Below are 18,794 nucleotides of genomic sequence, written 5' to 3'. Positions count from 1 at the left end.
GCCGGCTGGCCGGCGACCGGAGCGGTCGCCGGCCCGGCCGGATACCGAGGGACAAGTGGTCGCCGGCCCCTGCCCGCCGGCGGTGAATCAGAACCCGTACGCGGTGACGACCTCCGCCTGGTACCTCTTCGCGACCTCGTCGAGCGCCTCCTTCGGGTCCCGGTTCTGGATCAGGACCTCGGTGGCCATCTGGTCCAGCGGTTCGAAGAACTGGCCGGCCTCGGGGATCCAGGGGCGGCCGACCGCGGCCTCGACGGCCGGCTGGTACGCGGTCACGATCGGATTGCTCCGCACCGCGTCGAGGTCGTAGGCCGACTTACGCGTCGGCAGCAGCCCGAGCTTCTCGGCGAGGAATGCCTGTGACTCGGTGGAGCTCATGAACGCCACGAAGGCGACGGCGGCCTCGACCTTCTCCTGGGGCATACCGGACCAGACGGTGTAGTTGTGCCCACCGACCGGACCGCCGGCCCGGGCCGAGCCGCCGGGGACCGGGGCGATGCCGAGGTTCTCCACGCCGCCGAAGGTCGGCGCCTGCGAAACGTTGTTGACCTCCCAGGGACCATTAATGATCATGGCGACCTTCTCTTCCTTGAAGAGGGTCATCATGGTTCCGTAGGAGTCCGTGGCAGGCGGCTGAACGGCTGCGCCGCTGTCGATCAGATCCTTGGCGATCTTCAGCCCGGCGACGTTCTGGTCCGAGCCGACGACGATCTTCTTGGCCGGGACATCAACCAGGTCCCCGCCCTCGCCGTAGAGGAACGGCAGCAGGAAGTAGCCCGCCGGATTGAGGTAGAGGCCGTCCGCGCCGGTCTTCTCCTTGACGGCCTGGGCGGCGGTCTTCAGCTCGGCCCAGGTCGTCGGCGCGGCGGCGACACCCGCCTCGGCCAACAGCTTCTTGTTGTACATGAGCGACAGCGTGTCGGTCACTTGTGGGACGCCGTAGGTCTTGCCGTCGTACTTGTTCGAGGCGAGCGGAGTAGCCAGGAAGTCCGACTCGTCGGCGAGCAGCTCGGAGCCGTCCAGCGCGTAGAGGTAGCCCAGCGAGGCGAACTCCGGAACCCAGGCCACCTCCGCCCGCAGGATGTCCGGTGCGCCGGTCTCGGCCTGCGCGGCCGTCTTGAACTGGTTCTGCGCCTCACCGAACGGGACCGACTGATAGTTGATCTTCACGTTCGGATAGGTCTGGTTGAACTTGGCGATCAGCTCCTGGAAGACCGGACCCTCGTTCTTCGGGTCCGAGGTGTCCCACCAGGTCAGCTCGGCCTTCATGGCTGCGGGGTCGGTCGTTGACTCTTCCCCCGCGCTCTGCTCGTCCCCGCCACAGGCGACGAGGGTCAGAGCAAGGGCGGCGGAGGCGAGTACGGCGACTCCCTTGGCTGTGCGACGCATGTTCGCTCCTAGATTGCCTGCCGGTGTCGGCGGGACACTAGCAAGAGTTTTCTAAGTTAGAAACCCTTTGCGAACAGTCTTGCAACAACCGGGGCCATCTTGTCATCCAGACCCTCCCTTATGTCGGGCTTCCAAGACAAAACGGCAGGCCCTGGCACCGACCGACCATCACCCCCGCACTCCCACGGCCCACACCCCCGCTGTGTTGACGCAGCTCGATGCAGACCGCCCCGGGGCCCGCACCCAATCGAAAGCCGTCCTCAGCTCGGGCCAACAGCCCCGGAGCCACGACTGCAAACATTTGCCCGTGAGCGCAAGAACCATTCGGTGAGCTACAGTGCCGCCATGCGCGCTCGACTGTCCGACATCGCCCAGCAGGCAGAGGTCAGTGAGGCCACCGTGTCGCGGGTGCTCAACGACCGGCCCGGGGTGGCGCCCGAGACCCGACAGGCCGTCCTGACCGCCCTCGACGTGCTCGGCTACGAACGTCCGGCCCGGCTACGCAAGCGCTGCGCCGGACTGGTGGGTCTGGTCGTCCCGGAGCTCGATAACCCGATCTTTCCCGCCTTCGCGCAGATCATCGAGTCGGCGCTGGCCCCGACCGGCTTCACCCCCGTGCTGTGCACCCAGACCCCCGGCGGAATCCGGGAGGACGAATACGTCGAAATGCTGCTCGACCGGCAGGTCTCCGGCATCGTCTTCGTCTCCGGCCTGCACGCTGACACCGCCGCCGACCACGAGCGGTACCGCGCACTGATCGCCCGACCACTGCCGGTTGTCATGGTCAACGGCTACGCGCCGAACCTCCCCGCGCCCTTCATCTCCTGTGACGACCGGGAGGCCGCCGAGCTGGCCGTCACCCACCTGGTCGCGCTGGGGCACCGCCGGATCGGCCTGATCACCGGACCGAACCGGTTCGTCCCGGTGCAGCGCAAGGTCGCCGGCTACACAGCCGCCATGCGGCGCTGCACCGATGTCTCCGAGGCTGAGCTCACCGAGCTGACCGAGCTCTCCCTCTTCGGCGTCGAGGGGGGTGAGGCCGCCGCCACCCGGCTGCTGGATCGCGGCGTCACCGGCCTGATCTGCGGCTCCGACCCCATGGCGCTGGGTGCCATCCGAGCCGCCCGACAGCGCGGGCTCGCCGTGCCCCGCGACATCTCCGTCGTCGGTTACGACGACTCCCCGCTGATGGCCTTCACCGACCCGCCCCTGACCACCATGCGTCAACCGGTCGCGGCGATGGCGGTTGCCGCCGTCCAGGCCCTGGTGGACGAGATCAACGGGCATGCCGCCCCACACTCGGAGTACCTGTTCCGGCCGGAGCTGGTGGTACGCGGCTCGACCGCGGTCGCCCGGACGCCAAGCGTTGACCCGGGTGCCCCCACCCCGTCCCCCCTGGCGGTCTCGGTCTAACACCCCACCGTCCACCCGTCGGGTTCCCATCAGGAAGTGACCCGAGGGCCAACTTGCGCAAGGTCTGCTTGACTCTTGCAACACCCTGCCGGCATTCTGCACAGCAACCGGCGCCACCACCCCTGCCCGCGCCGGAGACCGCCGTACCGCGCGAGATCGGGGAACCCCTCATGACCGTCCGCAACCCCACGCCGCCGACCTCCGACGATGACTGGTGGCGCTCCGCCGCCATCTATCAGGTCTACCTCCGCAGCTTCGCCGACGCGAATGGCGACGGCATCGGCGACCTGGCGGGCCTGCGGCAACGCCTGCCATACCTGCGGGACCTCGGGGTGGAGGCGCTCTGGTTGACCCCCTTCTACCCCTCGCCCATGATTGATGGCGGCTACGACGTCGCTGACTACCGCGATGTCGACCCGATGTTCGGCACCCTCACCGAGTTCGACGAAGTCATCGTTGACGCGCACGCGCTGGGCCTGCGGATCATCGTCGACCTGGTGCCCAATCACACGTCGAGTGCCCACCCCTGGTTCCAGGCCGCCCTCGCTGCGGCCCCCGGCTCCCCCGAACGGGCCCGCTACCACTTCACCGCGGGGCGCGGAGCCGCAGGCGAGCTGCCGCCGAACGACTGGGAGAGCATCTTCGGCGGGCCAGCCTGGACCCGACTGCCCGACGGGCAGTGGTACCTGCACCTCTTCGACTCGGCGCAGCCGGACCTGAACTGGCGCAACCCCAAGGTCCGCGCCGAGTTTGAGGACGTGCTCCGGTTCTGGTTGGACCGCGGCGTCGACGGCTTCCGGATCGACGTGGCCCACGGAATGATCAAAGCGGAGGGCCTGCCGGATGTCGGCTTCGGCCGACAGACCGGCCAACGACAGGTCGAACTGCTCGGCAAGAGCCGACTGCCCTACTTCGACCAGGACGAGGTACACGACATCTACCGCGCCTGGCGGCCGATCCTGGACAGCTACCCCGGCGGCCGGATGGCGGTGGCCGAGGCGTGGGCGGAGACCCCGCAACGGCTCGCCCGCTACATCGGTCCAGACGAGCTGCACCAGGCGTTCAGCTTCGACTTCCTCGACGCCCACTGGTCGGCCGACTCCTTCCGCAAGGTCATCGACACCGCGCTCGCCGAGTCAGCGGTCATCAACGCGCCCACCACCTGGGTGCTGTCAAACCATGACAAGCAACGACACGTCACCCGGTACGGGGATGGGCCGGCCGGGTTGCGCCGCGCCCGCGCCGCAGCCCTGCTGATGTTCGCGCTGCCCGGCTGCGCCTACCTCTACCAGGGTGAGGAGCTGGGCCTGCCCGAGGTCCTCGACCTCCCCGACGACCTGCGGCAGGACCCGCAGTACCTGCGGACCGGCCAGAGCCGGGACGGCTGCCGGGTACCGATCCCATGGAGCGGCGAGCTGGCCCCGTACGGCTTCAGCCCCGACGGCAGCGCGCCGAGCTGGCTGCCCGCCCCGGCGACCTGGCGTGACCTGTCGGTAGCTGCCCAGATCGGCGCCCCCGAGTCCACGCTCGAGCTGTATCGCACCGCGCTACGGATCCGCCGAGCGCACCCGGCGCTCTCCACCGCCGCGGCCCAGATCGTCTGGGAGGAGACCCGGCCGGGCGTCCTCGCCTTCACCCGTACCGCCGGCGGTACGGCGCTCACCTGTGTGGTCAACATCAGCGACGCACCCGCCGTCAGCACCGGGTACGGCGACCCGCTCGTCGCCAGCGCCCCGCTCACCCGGGAGGGCACCGGCTACCTGATTTCGGTCGACGCGGCTGCCTGGTTCGAACGGCGCTGACCGGGTAAGCCCCAGTCAACCTGGTCGTTCGGCGTGCCCCGGGCCGCCGGGCGGCTGGGCAGCCGGCCGGCGCGGGTCAACGCTCGATGCCGGGCAACTTCGCCGCGATCCGGGCAAAGCCCGCCCGGATCGCGGCCTCGCTCGGCGGCATCGACGGCTGGGCGTCCGGCTCCCGCTCCGCCGCCGCCAGCTCCTCGTCGAAGGTGTCCTCGAAGCTGCCGTAGAGCTCGGCGCTGTCCGCCTGCGCCGCCACCTCCTCCTCGGCGGCGGCCCGGGCTGCGGTGATCTCATCGCGGATCTGCTCCGCCGACACCGCCGGCAGCAGCGGCTCGACCACCGCCATCAGCGCCTCCTCCGCCACCATCACCTCGGCCAGCGCCAACGCGGGCGCTCGCTCGTACGGGCCGCAGACCACCGGCTCCCACTCGTCGGCGTCGCCAAGCGGCCCGAAGGTGATAATCCACGGCAGGTCGAGCATCGGCGAGTCGTCCGGCAGATCGAGTGTCACGAGAGCGCCCACCCGTCAATCATCGTTCCCCGGCGGTGGGCGGATCCCCGGTTCGACGCTCCGTCCCTTGTTCGGGTGCCGTCGGCCGGTTCGCATCCGGCTGCCCGGGGGGCGGGGAGCCCTCCTCCTGATCGACCTCGACCCGCTCCGCCGCGAGATCCACCACCTGTCCCCGGGTGTCGGTGGCCACCAACGCCGCGCCGAAGAGCACGAGCTGGTTGAGCAGATAGAGGTAGAGCAGCAGCCCCACCGCGCCCGCCACCACCGTGTACGCCGGGTTTCGCTCGGTCCGCACCACGTAGTACCGCCCGATGGTGTTGAGCAGGGTGATACCCACCGCCACCAGCAGCACCGCCGGGCGCAGCCGGACTCGGCTGGGCCGCAGCCGAGGCACCGCCGCCAGCAACAAGGTCGCCAGCACCGCGTTCACGAAGATGCTGAGCACCGCGCTGATCGTGGTAAGCCCGGCCGAGCCGGCACTGCCCAACAACCACCGCAGCAGCGACTCCAGCGTGTCCACCGCCGCTACCGAGATGCCGAGCAGCACGAACACCACCAGCAGCACGCCCAGGTCGACCAGCCGGCGAACGACAAAGTTGCCGGGTTGTTGGTCGAGGCCGTACAGCAGCCGCTGGGAGGAACGGATCGCCTCCACCCAGCCGACCCCGGTGAAGACCAGGATGGTCAGACCGACCACACCGACAGCCCCGCTACTCTCCGCGACCTGCACCGGGTCGAGGAAAGGCAGGTTCTCCCGGAGGAATCCAGCCGCGGCGGCATTGACCTCGGCGTTGCCCTCCAGGATCGCCCCGAAGACGGAGTAGGCGACGAGGGCGAGCGCGAAGACCGCAAAGAAGCCGTAGTACGCGATCGCGGCGGCGAGCCGGCTGCCGAACCGACGGTTGTAGAGCAGGGCCGCGCGCAACCCGTGGTCGAAGGCCGAATAGCGGCGCCGCGCGGTGGTGACCCGCCCGTGGACACCCGCCTGGAGACGGCGGAACACGTTCACCCCGCCATCCTCGCCGACTGGTCACCGACGCGCCCGCATCCCCCGCGGTAAGACCGGACCGACGCGGACCCCCCGGGGGCGGGACACGGATTGCGCCGTCGGGGGCGGGGCACCGGCTCAGCCGCCGAGCCGAAAGTCCCGCCGGGGCTGCCACCGCGTCTGGCCACTATGGGAGAAGAGCGTGAACGCCTCCACCCCGAACATCGCCGAGAAGTCGGCCAGGTCCTCGTACGCCTGGTCCAGCGCCTCGGGTGAGACGTCCTGCGCCACCGTGACGTGCGGATGGTACGGAAAACGGGTTTCCCGGTGCAGCTCCGGAGCCGCCCGGATCGCCGCGGCGAGCAGTTCGCACTCGCTGATCCCGGTCGCCACTGTTACGAAGACCACCTGGGTGACCGGCCGGAACGTCCCGGTCCCGCGCAGGTGCAGGGTGAACGGGAGGTGCGCGGCGGCGACCGCGGTCAGGTGCCGTTCGACGGCCGGCAGGGCAGCACCTGGGATCTCGGTCGGCCCGAGCAGCGTGACGTGCGCCGGGACGGCCTGTTGGTCCCCCGCCGCCATCCGCCGCTGGGTCAGCACACTCCCCCAGGGCTCGGGGATGTCCACAGCGATGCCGATCTGGATTGTGCCGCCGGCTGCCGACGACCCGTCCCGCAGGTCCACGCCTCGTGCCACCCCTTTGGCCACCGGTTCCATCCCGCTCACCCGCACACGTCGCGTCGCTGCCTACTCGGCGCGCACCGGCGGGAAGAAACCCACCCGCTCGTACACCGCCTCTAGCGTCGGCGCCGCCACCGCCCGCGCCTTCTGCGCCCCAGTCGCGAGCAGCTTGTCGAGCTGGGCCGGGTCGTCCAGGTAGCCGCGGGTGCGTTCCTGGATCGGCGTCACGAACTCGCGCACCACCTCGCCGAGGTCCTTCTTCAGATCACCGTAGCCCTTGCCCGCGTAGGCGCCGACCAGATCGTCAATGCTCCGGCCGGAGAGCGCCGAGTAGATCGTCAGCAGGTTGGAGACACCCGGCTTCTGCTGGACGTCAAAAACGATCTCGCGGCCGGTGTCGGTGACCGCCGAACGGATCTTCTTGACCGATCGGGCCGCCTCCTCCAGGAACAGGACGATGCCCGCCGGTGAGGAGGACGACTTCGACATCTTCGCCGTCGGGTCCTGCAAGTCCGTGATCTTCGCCGTGTCCTTGACGATGTGCGCCGCCGGTACCGTGAAGGTGGACCCGAACCGCGTGTTGAACCGCTGCGCCAGATCGCGGCTGAGCTCCAGGTGCTGCCGCTGGTCCTCGCCGACCGGCACCGCGTCCGCCTGGTAGAGGAGGATGTCGGCCGCCTGTAGGACCGGGTACGTGAACAGGCCGACGCTGGCCCGCTCGTTGCCCTGCTTCTGCGACTTGTCCTTGAACTGGGTCATCCGGCCCGCCTCACCGAACCCGGTGATGCACCCCAACACCCAGGCCAGCTGCGCGTGCTCGGGCACCTGGGACTGCACGAAGAGGGTGCAGCGCTCTGGGTCCAGCCCCACCGCGAGAAGCTGTGCGGCGGCTACCCGGGACCGCTGCGCCAACACCTGGGGGTCGTGCCCGGCGGTGATCGCATGCAGATCAACCACGCAGTAGGTGGCGTCGTGCGTCTCCTGCAACGCCACCCAGTGCTGAACCGCGCCCAGGTAGTTGCCGAGATGGAATGAGTCGGCGGTCGGCTGAATGCCAGAGAACACGCGCGGTCGAACAGGTACGTTGGACATGCTGGCAATTCTGTCAGCAACCCAGGGCACCCGTCAGGACGGGCCGGCGGGTCGACCGCGTCCAGACTGGGTGGGGAGCCCCGTCCCCCGTCGCGACTCGGCGGGCCGAGCGGCGGCAACCGTCACCCGGGCGACCCGACGCCCCTCCAGCGCCAGCACCCGCAGCCGCCAGCCCCCGGCTGCCTCCCGCACCGGCTCCACCGGGGCGGCCGGGGCAACGGTCACCGACACCTCGTCGCCGGCCACCGGCAGCCGGCCCAGCGCGGCCATGACATAGCCACCAACCGTCTCGTACGGCCCGTACGGCAGGTTCACCCCGGTCCGCTCGGCGAAGTCGGCCAGGTTCAGCCGACCGTCAACCGTGGTGGGCAGGCCGGCGTTGGTCGGCTCCGGCGGCGTGTCGTACCCGTCGTGCACCTCGCCGACCAGTTCCTCAATCAGATCCTCACAGGTGACGATGCCGGCGGTCCCCCCGTACTCGTCGACGACCACCGCCAGGTGATGCCCCTCCCGGCGCATCTCGCTCAGGGCCGGAAGCACCCGTTTACTGCCGGGCAGGCGCTTGACCTCCCGGGCCAGCTCGCCGACCGTGACCCGCGGGTCTTCGTCGGTACGGAGCAGCACGTCGTGCAGGTGCACGAAGCCGACCACGTCGTCGTGGGTCCCGTCGACCACCGGGTAGCGGGTGTGCGGCTCAGCCCGGACGAGGCGCTCCGCCTGGGCGGTGGTCAGCGCGGTGGAGAGGAAGACCACCTCGGTGCGCGGCATCATCACCTCGCGTACCAGGCTCGCACCGGCGACGAGGACCTCGTCGATGATCCGCCGTTCCACCGGCCCCAGCACGGTCGCCGCGGCGACCAGGTCGCGCAGCTCGTCCTCGCTGATCCGTTCCCGGCCGGCCACCGGGCTGGTGCCGAGCAGACCGGTCACCAGCCGGGTGGCGGCGGTAGCGGTGCGGACCACGACCCGGGCTATCGCGCCGGCCAGCGGGCCGGGTTCGCGGCGGGGTCGCCCCCGCGCACGGCGCCGGAGCCCGGGACGACCCGCTTCCCGCATGAGATGGATGGTAGACACTCACCGCAGTGGCGGGACAGCACTGCGCCACTTCTTCCTCGCCGCGGACGGCGTCCCGCCCCGCCGGGTGACTCGCAGCGCCGGCACAGCAAGCCGCCGTAGGGTGACCACCGAGGGTCGCTGCAGGGCGGCCCCGCCAGGAGGAGATCGACGTGAAACTGCTCGTCACCGGCGGCGCTGGCTTCATCGGCAGCGTGGTGACCCGGATGCTGCTCGACGCCGGCCACGAGGTTGTCGTCCTGGACGACCTACGGACCGGACACCGCATCGCCGTGGCACCCGACGCCACCCACGTCGTCGCCCCCCTGGACGACGTGGCGCAGGTGGTAACCCGACAGGCGGGCTTCGACGGGGTGCTGCACTTCGCCGCCCTGATCGCCGCCGGTGAGTCAATGGTCAGGCCAGAGCTGTACTGGCACACCAACGTCATCGGCTCCCTCGCCCTGCTCGACGCCGTACGCGTCGCCGGGGTGCCGAAGGTCGTCTTCTCCTCCACCGCCGCCGTGTACGGCAACCCGGTCGAGCTACCCATCTCGGAGTCGGCGATCACCGCCCCGACCAACACGTACGGGGCCACCAAGCTCACCGTCGACATGGCACTCACCTCGGCGGCGGCCGGAAGCGGGTTGGCTGCCGTCTCGCTGCGCTACTTCAACGTCGCCGGCGCTCACCTAGGGGCCCCGGTGCCCCTCGGGGAACGGCACGACCCGGAGACGCACCTCATCCCCATCGCATTCGACATCGCCGCCGGCCGCCGGGAGAAGCTCCAACTCTTCGGCGACGACTACCCGACCGTTGACGGCACCTGCGTCCGCGACTACATCCACGTCACCGACCTCGCCCGCGCCCACCTACTCGCGCTCGACGCCGCGGTCGGCGGACAGCACCGGATCTACAACCTCGGCAATGGCAGCGGGTTCACCAACCGTCAGGTCGTCGAGGTGGTCCGTGAGGTCACCGGCCGTCCGGTTCCGGTGGTGGTCGCCCCACGCCGCGTCGGCGACCCCGCCGAGTTGGTGGCCACCGCCGACCTGGCCCGCACCGAGTTGGGCTGGACGCCCGCCAAGCCCGCCCTGCACGACATCATCCGCGACGCCTGGGCCTTCTACCGCGACCACCTGCCGAAACGGGGATAGCCAGCACGGTGCCGGCGGCACGCCGTCGCCGGCCCGCGGCCAACCTCGATCAGCGGCGGACCAGGAGCGCTCGCGCGACCGGGTGGGTCAGCCCGCCTCGACGATCATGCCGGCGCCAACCGTCCGGTTCGTCGTCTCATCGATAACAACAAACCCACCGGTGGTACGGTTCCGGCGGTACTCGTCAACGAGCAGCGGGACCATCGTCCGGAACCGGACCCGGCCGATCTCGTTGAGCTTCAACTCCCCCGCCGACTCGTCCCGGTGCAGTGAGTTGATGTCCAACCGGTAGTGCAGCCCGCGGACAATGGCCCGCGCCGACCGGGTGGTGTGCTTGATCACGTACCTGCCACCGAGCTGCAACGGTCGGGTCTCGTCCATCCAGCAGACCATCGCCTCGATGTCCTGGGCGACGGCCGGGGCGTTGTTCGGGCGACAGATCATGTCGCCCCGGGAAATGTCGATCTCGTCGGTCAACCGTACGGTCACCGACATCGGCGGAAACGCCTCCGGAACCGGCCCGTCGGCGGTCTCTACCGCGGCGATCCGGCTGGTGAAGCCGCTCGGCAACACCATCACCTCGTCATCGGGCTTGAGTACGCCGGAGGCGACCTGCCCCGCGTACCCGCGGTAGTCGGTGACGGTGGTGGATTGTGGGCGGATCACGTACTGCACCGGGAAGCGCACGTCGACCAGGTTGCGATCGCTGGCGATGTGCACCCGTTCCAGGTGGTGCAGCAGGGACGGCCCCTCGTACCAGGGCATCTTCTCCGACCGGGAGACGATGTTGTCGCCGTGCAGCGCGGAGACCGGCACCACCGTCAGGTCGGGTACGTCGAGCTTCGCCGCGAACGCGGTGAACTCGTCGGCGATCTTCTCGTAGACCTCGTGCGACCAGTCCACCAGGTCCATCTTGTTGACGCAGAGGACCAGGTGCGGCACCCGCAGCAGGGAGCAGAGGAAGGCGTGCCGACGGGACTGCTCCACCAGCCCCTTCCGGGCGTCGACCAGGATCAGCGCGAGGTCGGCGGTGGAGGCACCGGTGACCATGTTCCGGGTGTACTGGATGTGCCCCGGAGTGTCGGCGATGATGAACTTCCGCCGGGGGGTGGCGAAGTAGCGATACGCCACGTCGATCGTGATGCCCTGCTCCCGCTCGGCCCGCAGACCGTCGGTGAGCAGCGCGAGATTGGTGTACTCGTCGCCGCGGGCCGCGCTGACCGCCTCCACCGCGGCGAGCTGATCGGCGAAGAGGGATCGGGTGTCATAGAGCAGACGGCCGATCAGGGTCGACTTGCCGTCATCCACGCTGCCGGCGGTAGCAAACCGCAGCAGGTCCATCGGGCGGGCGGACGCCGCTTCGGCACCGACCTCGGCGGTCGTCTCGGTGGTCATCAGAAGTAGCCCTCCCGCTTGCGGTCCTCCATCGCGGCCTCGCTGACCCGGTCGTCACCGCGGGTCGCGCCCCGCTCGGTGATCCGGGTGGCCGCCACCTCCTCGATGACCTTCGCCACCGTGTCGGCGTCCGAGCGGACCGCCGCCGTGCAGGAGGCGTCGCCCACCGTCCGATAGCGCACCCGGGCCTTGAACCGCTCCTCACCGGCGCGGGGGCGGATGAACTCGTTCACCGCGTACAGCATCCCGTCGCGCTCGATCACCTCGCGCTCGTGCGCGTAGTAGATCGAGGGCGCCTCGATCCGTTCCCGGGCGATGTAGTGCCAGACATCCAGCTCGGTCCAGTTGGACAGCGGAAACGCCCGGATCGACTCACCCGGCTGGTGCCGGCCATTGTAGAGCGACCAGAGCTCCGGACGCTGGTTCTTCGGATCCCACTGGCCGAACTCGTCCCGGAAGCTGAACACCCGCTCCTTGGCCCGCGCCTTCTCCTCATCCCGACGGGCGCCACCGAAGAGCGCGTCGAAGCGGTGCTGCTCGACGGCGGCCAGGAGCACCGGGGTCTGGATCCGGTTGCGCATGCCGTCCGCGCTCTCCCGCACCAGCCCGCTGGCCAGGGCCTCCGGCACGCTCGCCACCACCAGCTGCAGGCCCAGCTCGGCGACCCGCTGGTCCCGGTACGCCAGCACCTCGGGGAAGTTGTGCCCGGTGTCGACGTGCAGCACCGGGAACGGAATGTTCGCCGGGGCGAACGCCTTCTGCGCCAGCCACAGCATGACAATTGAGTCTTTGCCGCCGGAGAAGAGCAGCACCGGTCGTTCCATCTCCGCGACCACCTCGCGCAGCACGAAGATGCTCTCCGCCTCCAGCGCGTCGAGGTGGGACACCTGGTATGCGGCCGTCGTGGTCATGACACCGACTCGATTCCCGCACTCATTTCCAGACCTTTCCGGTCGGCTTTGCCAGAAGTAGCGCTCAGGCTACCCGCAATGGCGCTGCAACGCCGTGAGCAGCCCGCTGGCGAGATCCTTGCGACAGACCAACAGGTCCGGCAGGCGCGGGTTGGCTTCGTTGTACTTCAGCGCGGAGCCGTCGATTCGGGAAGCATGCAGCCCGGCGGCGGTCGCCACCGCCACCGGCGCCGCCGAATCCCACTCGTACTGCCCGCCCGCATGGATGTACGCGTCCACCTCACCGGTGATCACCGCCGCGATCTTCGCACCGGCCGACCCCATCGGCACCAGCTCGGCGCCCACCTCGGCAGCCAGGTCGGTGAGGAAGACCGGGGGGCGGCTGCGACTGGCGGCCAACCGGATCGTCGGCTCGCCCGCGGCGGTCGCCGTCGGCAGTGGCGGGTACCCCGGCGGGTAGTCCGTTCCCAGCACCCGGTCCTGGGCCGGCAACCCGACCGCGCCCGCCACCAGTCCGTGCGGCGTCGGGGCGTTCCGCGCCCAGAGCGCCACATGCACCGCCCAGTCCGCCCGGCCCGCCTCGGCGAACTCCCGGGTCCCGTCCAGGGGATCGATGATCCACACTCGGTCGCTGCTCAGCCGGGGTGCCGTCGCAGCACCCGCCTCCGCCGCCCAGGCCAGCCGGGAGCCCTCGTCCTCCTCCGACAGGACCGCATCCTGCGGACGCCAGTTCGCCAGTTCAGTACGGAGCAGGTCGTGCGAGACCTTGTCCCCCGCGGCCTTCAGGGCACCCGGGTCACCGAAGCCCACCTCGTCGCGCAGGCTGACCAACGCCTGCCCGGCCCGGACCGCCAACCAACGGGCGAACGCCCCATCGATCATCGGAGGACTACTCATTCCCGTACTCCCGTCGCCGCGCCACCCGCCTGAAGGAGCGGAGACCACCACCGAACCGGCCCTCAGGCACCGTGATAGAGGTTCTGGGTCGGTTCCACCCCGCGTTGGAGAACCGACTCCACGACATCTGCCGCCCGATCCACCAGGAAATCCAGCTCCTTACGCTCGACGGTACCGAAATCCGACAGTACGAAATCCGCCGGGTCCCGCCGCGCCGGTGGCCGGCCGACCCCGAACCGCACCCGGGCGTACTCCTTCGTCCCCAGGGACTTCGTCATCGACCGCAGGCCGTTGTGGCCGCCCTCGCCGCCACCACACTTCACCCGAACCTGGCCATAGGGGATGTCCAGCTCGTCATGGATGGCCACCACCCGCGCCGGCGGCACCTTGTAGAACTGCGCCAGGCCGACTGCCGCCGCGCCGGAGAGGTTCATGTACGTCAGCGGCTTCACCAGCACCAGCCGCGGTCCGCCGAGACCCAACCGTCCCTCGGCGACCTCCGCCATCGCCCGCTTGTGTCGACTGAAGCGGGCCGCCAGCCGCCCGGCCAGCAGGTCGGCCACGAGGAAGCCGACGTTGTGCCGGTTCCCGGCGTACTGCCGACCGGGGTTACCCAGACCGACGACCAGCCACGGCCCTGTCTCCTCCACCACCGTCCACCCCTTCCGCTCGCAACGGTACCGCCCACCGATACGCCAACAGGCGCCCCCGACGAGCGGGGACGCCTGGCACCTGCGCAGCGAACGATCAGGCCTCGGCCTTCGCCTCGGCACCCGCCTCCTGCTCGGCGACCGGAGCACCGGCCTCGGCGCCCTCCGAGCCCTCGGTGACCTCGCCGACCTCGGCCTCGGCCTCGGCAGCGGCCTCCTCCACCTCCGGCAGCGTGGCCTCGAGCTGCTCCTCGGTCGGGGCGGCGGTCACCGCGGCGACCGGCAGCTCCGGGTCGGTGGCCAGCTCGACTCCGGCCGGCAGCTGCACGTCGGCGGCGGCCACCTGCGTGCCCGCCTCCAGGCCCTCAATGGTGGCGTCGAGGTGGTCCGGCACCTTGGTGGCGTCAGCGGTCACCGAGAGGCTGTCGTGGTCGTGCACGATCAGCGTGCCCTTCGCAGCCTCCCCGACCAACTGCACCGGGACCTCAACCGTGACCTGCTCGCCGCGGCGGACAAGCAGCAGGTCCACGTGCTCGAAGGTGTCCTTGATCGGATCCCGCTGGATCGCCTTCGGCAGCGCCAGCACCTGCGTGCCGTCGCTGATGTCGATCGTGAAGAGCTGGTTGGCACCACCGCGCCGGATCGCCGTGGCGAACTCACGGGCCGGCAACGCGATGTGCTTGGGCTTCTCGCCGTGGCCGTACAGCACGGCAGGCACCTTGCCGGCCCGGCGGGTACGGCGGGCACCACCCTTGCCGAACTCGGTACGGGGCTCGGCGCTGATCTTTACCTCGGACACGGGGAAACTCCTGATGCTTCGCAGCGGCGATGGTCGTCTCGGTGCCGGGTGAGGGGCTCGCTGGGGCTCCTGCGTCATGACCGACCGCCTCGGAGCGCCGCGTCGATGACGGCGCTTCCGTGCGGTCCTGGTCAGCGGCCCGCAGGGCACCCTCGCCGTGGCAACCGCACCAGTCTACCCGAAGGTTGTCCGCCCACTCCGGCGGCACCCCGCGATTCGATCGTCCGCACCAGTCGGGTCAGGGCCGGCGGGGGCCTCGACCCACCCGACCCGCCAGAGCACCCCGACAGCGCGCGGAGGCCGAAGCCGGCACCGAGACTGCCGGAGAAACCCGGTCCAGCGGCGGTGACCACCCCGGACCGGGCTCCGACAGGGCAACTCAGCTCAGGCCACCGAAGAGGGTGGTCACCGAGCCGTCGTCGAAGACCTCCCGGATCGCCCGGGCCAGCAGCGGTGCGATCGACAGGACGGTGACCTTGTCGAGCTGCTTCTCCGGCGGCAGCGGCAACGTGTTCGTCACCAGCACCTCGCTGATCGGGCTGTTCTTCAGCCGCTCGGTCGCCGGATCCGAGAAGAGCGCGTGGGTGGAGGCGACGACGATCTCGGCCGCACCCAACTCCTTGAGGATCTCCGCAGCCTTGGTGATCGTGCCACCCGTGTCGATCATGTCATCGACGATCAGGCAGACCCGGCCCTCGACCTCACCGACGACCCGGTTCGCCACCACCTGGTTCGGCTTCGACGGATCCCGGGTCTTGTGGATGAACGCCAGCGGGCAACCGCCCAGCCGGTCGGTCCACCGCTCGGCGACCCGGACCCGACCCGAATCCGGGGCGACGACCGTCATGGGACGCCCGGCGTACCGCCGCTCCACCTCCTCGGCGAGCACGTCCATCGCGAAGAGGTGGTCCACCGGGCCGTCGAAGAAGCCCTGGATCTGGGCGGTGTGCAGATCCACGGTGAGGATCCGGTTCGCGCCGGCGGTCTTCAACAGGTCCGCGATCAGCCGGCCCGAGATCGGCTCCCGGCCCCGGTGCTTCTTGTCCTGCCGCGAGTACGGGTAGAAGGGCAGGACCACGGTGATCCGCTTGGCCGACCCACGCTTCAACGCGTCGATCATGATCAGGGTCTCCATGACCCAGGTGTTGACCCCGTGCGTGACGGACTGCACCACGAAGGCGTCCGAACCGCGCACCGATTCCTTGTAGCGGACGAAGATCTCACCGTTGGCGAAATCGTAGGCGTCGGCCGGTGTCGGGGCGACCCCGAGCACCTCACCGATCTCCTTGGCTAACTCCGGAAAGCCACGTCCGGAGAAGAGCATCAGGCTCTTGCGATTTTCGGCGACGATGCTGCCCATGGCCCGTCTGCTCCTGTTGGTTGGTGGTGCCCGGCGCGGTGGTGGGCCGGGGCTAGTCGGTTGCAGTATTCCCGGTGCCGTGCGCCCCAGCCGCCGGCTTGGCCCCCGCGTGCATTGCCTCACCTTCACTTGCCGTTGCCCCGGAGGACACCCCCGGACCGCCGGCCCGCCCGGCCCGCTCGGCGGCCGCCGCGGCGGCGGTTCCGGCCCGCCGCTTGAGCACCCAGCCCTCGATGTTGCGCTGCCGCGACCGAGCCACCCCCATCGCCCCGGCCGGCACGTCCTGATCGATCACCGAACCGGCCGCCGTGTACGCCCCGTCGCCGACCTCGACCGGCGCCACGAACATGTTGTCCGCGCCGGTACGGGCATGGTCACCGATGACCGTACGGTGCTTGCGTACCCCGTCGTAGTTCACGAACACGGTCGCCGCGCCGATATTGCTCTGCTCGCCGATCGTGGCGTCCCCGACGTAGGTCAGGTGCGGGACCTTCGACCCCACTCCGACCTCGGAGTTCTTCACCTCGACGAAGGTGCCCACCTTCGACTTCTCCGCCAGCCGTGCCGCCGGCCGCAGGTACGCGTACGGGCCGACGCTGGCCGCCGGGCCGACCTCCGCTCCGACCGCGTGGCTGCGGACCACGGTGGCGTCGGGCCCGACCAGGGTGTCCACCAGCGTGACGTCCGGGCCGACCTGTGCACCGGCACCGATCACGGTGGCGCCCCGAAGCTGCGTATTCTGATCGACCACCGCGTCCCGATCCAGCGCCACGGTCACGTCGATCCAGGTGGTCGCCGGGTCAAGCAGGCTGACCCCGCTGCGCATCCAGGCCTCGTTGACCCGGTCGCGCAGCAGTCGCCGCAGCCCGGCCAACTCCACCCGGTCGTTGCAGCCCAACGTCTCGATGTGATCCGAGGCCACGTGCACCGCCACCGGCTCGCCCGCCGACCGCAGCAGGCTGAAGACGTCGGTCAGGTACTCCTCGCCCTGGGCGTTGTCGGTCGACAGCTTGCCGAGCGCACCCCGTAGCCGGTCCGCGTCGAACGCGTAGATGCCGGCGTTGATCTCCCGAATCTCCCGCTGGGCGGGGGTCGTGTCGCGCTGCTCCACGATCTGCTGGAGCTGACCGTCGGCGTCCCGGACGACCCGGCCGAGCCCGGTCGGATCGGGTACCTCCGCGGCCAGAACCGTCGCGGCGGCACCCGCCCGCTCGTGCGCCTCGACCAGCCCGCCGAGGGTCTCCGGCCGCAGCAGCGGCACGTCCCCGTTGAGAACCACCACGGTGCCGCTGCTCTCCGGGACGGCGGCCAACGCGATCCGCACCGCGTGCCCGGTGCCGAGCTGCTCGGCCTGGAGCACCGGGAGGGCCTGCGGGGTGATCTCCGCCAGATGGGTCCGGACCTGCTCGGCACCGTGGCCGACCACCACCACCGTGCGGTCGGCGGCGAGCGGTGCGGCGGCGCTGAGCACATGGCCGACGAGGGTGCGGCCAAGCAGCGGATGCAGCACCTTCGGTAGCCCGGACTTCATCCGCTTACCCGCACCAGCGGCGAGCACGACGACGGTACGGGGAGGGGGCTGCTGGGACACGGAAGGGCTCCCGTCGGTGCGGCGACAGTCTCGCGGTCATGCTAACCAGACATCAACGCGGCATCGGCGGGGCCTTCACAATGCTGACCGGTGGCATGAGCTGGGGTGCCTGGATTCGAACCAGGAGCTCAAGGCTCCAAAGGCCTGCGGGTTGCCGTTACCCCACACCCCATCGCCATGTCGTCCGAAGGCGCAGTCGGGCAGACCTACGATCCGGAACAGCTCGGTGATCATACCTGCGATCCGGCCGGACGGCGCCGGACCACATGTCGGATTACCGAAAACCACGATAGTCCCCGCCGCCGGAGGGCCAACCGGGTGGTGTGGGGCAACCGAGCGGAGCGCCCGAGCAGACCTGGCAGGATGGCCGGTGACCGGCTCGACCCCACGACTGGACGGCACCGAGCGCCGATGAGGTGACGACATGATGGATGGCCTGGGCAGCGACCACACCCCCGGTCAGCGACGGGGAGCCGCGGCGGCCGGCAAGACCGCACGGGTACGCATGTCGGCGGCGCAGCGGCGCGAACAACTCATCTCGACCGCGCGCCAACTCTTCGCCGAACGCGGCTTCGACGCCACCTCGATCGAAGAGGTGGCGGCGCGGGCGAAGGTCTCCAAACCGGTGGTGTACGAGCACTTCGGCGGCAAGGAGGGGCTGTACGCGGTGGTGGTGGACCGGGAGGTCCGCAGCCTGCTCGACCGGATCACCACCGCCCTGACCGCCGGCCACCCACGGGAACTGCTCGAACAGGCCGCGCTGACCCTGCTCACGTACATCGAGGAGGAGACCAGCGGGTTCCGGGTGTTGGTCCGGGAGTCACCCCTGATGTCGTCGACGGGCAACTTCAGCAGCGTGATGAACGACGTCGCGCACCAGGTGGAGCACATCCTCGGCGCCGAGTTCTCCAGCCGCGGGTACGACCCGAAGCTCGCCGAACTCTACGCCCAGGCCCTGGTGGGAATGGTGGCGCTGACCGGCCGCTGGTGGCTGGAGGTGCGCCGACCGCGCAAGGAGACGGTGGCAGCGCACCTGGTGAACCTGGCCTGGAACGGCCTGTCCCACCTCGAGGCGAAGCCGGGCCTGATCACCCTACGCGGACACTGA

The 18,794-nt window shown here is 70.0% G+C and carries 17 protein-coding genes and 1 tRNA gene; 4 read left to right on the top strand and 14 right to left on the bottom strand.

Annotated elements, in window-relative coordinates; all coding sequences use genetic code 11:
- Positions 1 to 87: 87 nt before the first annotated feature.
- The gene (locus K228_RS0103065; protein WP_025617083.1) at positions 88 to 1,389 is read right to left on the bottom strand and encodes an extracellular solute-binding protein; all 1,302 of its coding nucleotides are present in this window, start codon (positions 1,387 to 1,389) and stop codon (positions 88 to 90) included.
- 345 nt (positions 1,390 to 1,734) lie between these two features.
- Here K228_RS0103065 and K228_RS0103060 point away from each other — a divergent pair, with 345 nt between their 5' ends.
- Positions 1,735 to 2,802 carry a LacI family DNA-binding transcriptional regulator gene (locus K228_RS0103060; RefSeq protein WP_029723325.1) on the top strand — a complete coding sequence of 356 codons (1,068 nt, stop codon included), beginning with the start codon at positions 1,735 to 1,737 and terminating at the stop codon, positions 2,800 to 2,802.
- A gap of 170 nt (positions 2,803 to 2,972) precedes the next feature.
- The gene (locus tag K228_RS0103055; protein WP_025617081.1) at positions 2,973 to 4,604 is read left to right on the top strand and encodes a glycoside hydrolase family 13 protein; all 1,632 of its coding nucleotides are present in this window, start codon (positions 2,973 to 2,975) and stop codon (positions 4,602 to 4,604) included.
- Positions 4,605 to 4,680: 76 nt separating this feature from the next.
- Here K228_RS0103055 and K228_RS0103050 read toward each other — a convergent pair whose 3' ends face one another.
- From K228_RS0103050 to K228_RS0103030, 5 genes are all read right to left on the bottom strand, one after another.
- The gene (locus K228_RS0103050) at positions 4,681 to 5,124 is read right to left on the bottom strand and encodes a hypothetical protein (RefSeq protein WP_025617080.1); all 444 of its coding nucleotides are present in this window, start codon (positions 5,122 to 5,124) and stop codon (positions 4,681 to 4,683) included.
- A 7-nt stretch (positions 5,125 to 5,131) separates the two neighbouring features.
- Entirely contained in the window at positions 5,132 to 6,121 is a 990-nt protein-coding gene (locus K228_RS0103045; protein ID WP_025617079.1) for a YihY/virulence factor BrkB family protein, read from the bottom strand.
- Positions 6,122 to 6,238: 117 nt separating this feature from the next.
- Positions 6,239 to 6,817, bottom strand: a complete 579-nt coding sequence (locus tag K228_RS0103040; RefSeq protein WP_025617078.1) for a 2'-5' RNA ligase family protein — start codon at positions 6,815 to 6,817, stop codon at positions 6,239 to 6,241.
- A gap of 30 nt (positions 6,818 to 6,847) precedes the next feature.
- Complete coding sequence (gene trpS / locus K228_RS0103035; RefSeq protein ID WP_025617077.1) at positions 6,848 to 7,873, bottom strand: tryptophan--tRNA ligase; 1,026 nt, start codon at positions 7,871 to 7,873, stop codon at positions 6,848 to 6,850.
- A gap of 33 nt (positions 7,874 to 7,906) precedes the next feature.
- Positions 7,907 to 8,929, bottom strand: a complete 1,023-nt coding sequence (locus K228_RS0103030; RefSeq protein WP_033776439.1) for a hemolysin family protein — start codon at positions 8,927 to 8,929, stop codon at positions 7,907 to 7,909.
- A 170-nt stretch (positions 8,930 to 9,099) separates the two neighbouring features.
- Here K228_RS0103030 and galE point away from each other — a divergent pair, with 170 nt between their 5' ends.
- Positions 9,100 to 10,083 carry a UDP-glucose 4-epimerase GalE gene (galE, locus tag K228_RS0103025; protein ID WP_025617075.1) on the top strand — a complete coding sequence of 328 codons (984 nt, stop codon included), beginning with the start codon at positions 9,100 to 9,102 and terminating at the stop codon, positions 10,081 to 10,083.
- An 87-nt stretch (positions 10,084 to 10,170) separates the two neighbouring features.
- On the opposite strand, the gene K228_RS0103020 is transcribed toward galE, so the two are convergent.
- The 8 genes from K228_RS0103020 to K228_RS0102985 form a co-directional block, all read right to left on the bottom strand.
- On the bottom strand, positions 10,171 to 11,478 hold the full coding sequence (locus tag K228_RS0103020; protein WP_025617074.1) for a sulfate adenylyltransferase subunit 1: 1,308 nt from the start codon (positions 11,476 to 11,478) through the stop codon (positions 10,171 to 10,173).
- Positions 11,478 to 12,389 carry a sulfate adenylyltransferase subunit CysD gene (cysD, locus tag K228_RS0103015; RefSeq protein WP_025617073.1) on the bottom strand — a complete coding sequence of 304 codons (912 nt, stop codon included), beginning with the start codon at positions 12,387 to 12,389 and terminating at the stop codon, positions 11,478 to 11,480. Before cysD ends, K228_RS0103020 begins: the two co-directional genes overlap by 1 nt.
- A 69-nt stretch (positions 12,390 to 12,458) precedes the next feature.
- Positions 12,459 to 13,286 carry an inositol monophosphatase family protein gene (locus K228_RS0103010; RefSeq protein WP_025617072.1) on the bottom strand — a complete coding sequence of 276 codons (828 nt, stop codon included), beginning with the start codon at positions 13,284 to 13,286 and terminating at the stop codon, positions 12,459 to 12,461.
- A 62-nt stretch (positions 13,287 to 13,348) separates the two neighbouring features.
- The gene (gene pth, locus K228_RS0103005; RefSeq protein WP_025617071.1) at positions 13,349 to 13,939 is read right to left on the bottom strand and encodes an aminoacyl-tRNA hydrolase; all 591 of its coding nucleotides are present in this window, start codon (positions 13,937 to 13,939) and stop codon (positions 13,349 to 13,351) included.
- Positions 13,940 to 14,033: 94 nt separating this feature from the next.
- Positions 14,034 to 14,735 (bottom strand): 50S ribosomal protein L25/general stress protein Ctc, encoded by a 702-nt coding sequence (locus tag K228_RS0103000; protein ID WP_025617070.1) that lies wholly within the window; start codon positions 14,733 to 14,735, stop codon positions 14,034 to 14,036.
- Between the two features lie 379 nt (positions 14,736 to 15,114).
- Positions 15,115 to 16,095: a ribose-phosphate diphosphokinase gene (locus tag K228_RS0102995; RefSeq protein WP_018254275.1), complete on the bottom strand. Its 981-nt coding sequence runs from the start codon at positions 16,093 to 16,095 to the stop codon at positions 15,115 to 15,117.
- Between the two features lie 52 nt (positions 16,096 to 16,147).
- The gene (gene glmU, locus K228_RS0102990) at positions 16,148 to 17,686 is read right to left on the bottom strand and encodes a bifunctional UDP-N-acetylglucosamine diphosphorylase/glucosamine-1-phosphate N-acetyltransferase GlmU (RefSeq protein WP_025617069.1); all 1,539 of its coding nucleotides are present in this window, start codon (positions 17,684 to 17,686) and stop codon (positions 16,148 to 16,150) included.
- Between the two features lie 100 nt (positions 17,687 to 17,786).
- A tRNA-Gln gene (locus tag K228_RS0102985) sits at positions 17,787 to 17,858 on the bottom strand.
- A gap of 252 nt (positions 17,859 to 18,110) precedes the next feature.
- Between K228_RS0102985 and K228_RS0102980 the strand changes: the two genes are divergently transcribed.
- Entirely contained in the window at positions 18,111 to 18,794 is a 684-nt protein-coding gene (locus tag K228_RS0102980) for a TetR/AcrR family transcriptional regulator (RefSeq protein WP_025617068.1), read from the top strand.

The organism is Salinispora cortesiana, from assembly GCF_000484695.1.
Lineage (GTDB): Bacteria > Actinomycetota > Actinomycetes > Mycobacteriales > Micromonosporaceae > Micromonospora > Micromonospora cortesiana.
The sequence above is the reverse complement of the archived record's forward strand: the minus strand, read 5'-3'. Positions and strand labels throughout refer to the sequence as shown.

Coding starts and splice junctions, on each gene's coding strand:
- K228_RS0102995 (WP_018254275.1), bottom strand. CDS start 16,095: ATGGGCAGCATCGTCGCCGAAAATCGCAAGAGCCTGATGCTCTTCTCC.
- trpS (WP_025617077.1), bottom strand. CDS start 7,873: ATGTCCAACGTACCTGTTCGACCGCGCGTGTTCTCTGGCATTCAGCCG.
- K228_RS0103020 (WP_025617074.1), bottom strand. CDS start 11,478: ATGACCACCGAGACGACCGCCGAGGTCGGTGCCGAAGCGGCGTCCGCC.
- K228_RS0103060 (WP_029723325.1), top strand. CDS start 1,735: ATGCGCGCTCGACTGTCCGACATCGCCCAGCAGGCAGAGGTCAGTGAG.
- K228_RS0103010 (WP_025617072.1), bottom strand. CDS start 13,286: ATGAGTAGTCCTCCGATGATCGATGGGGCGTTCGCCCGTTGGTTGGCG.
- K228_RS0103065 (WP_025617083.1), bottom strand. CDS start 1,389: ATGCGTCGCACAGCCAAGGGAGTCGCCGTACTCGCCTCCGCCGCCCTT.
- K228_RS0103055 (WP_025617081.1), top strand. CDS start 2,973: ATGACCGTCCGCAACCCCACGCCGCCGACCTCCGACGATGACTGGTGG.
- K228_RS0103040 (WP_025617078.1), bottom strand. CDS start 6,817: ATGGAACCGGTGGCCAAAGGGGTGGCACGAGGCGTGGACCTGCGGGAC.
- K228_RS0103030 (WP_033776439.1), bottom strand. CDS start 8,929: ATGCGGGAAGCGGGTCGTCCCGGGCTCCGGCGCCGTGCGCGGGGGCGA.
- K228_RS0102980 (WP_025617068.1), top strand. CDS start 18,111: ATGATGGATGGCCTGGGCAGCGACCACACCCCCGGTCAGCGACGGGGA.
- cysD (WP_025617073.1), bottom strand. CDS start 12,389: ATGACCACGACGGCCGCATACCAGGTGTCCCACCTCGACGCGCTGGAG.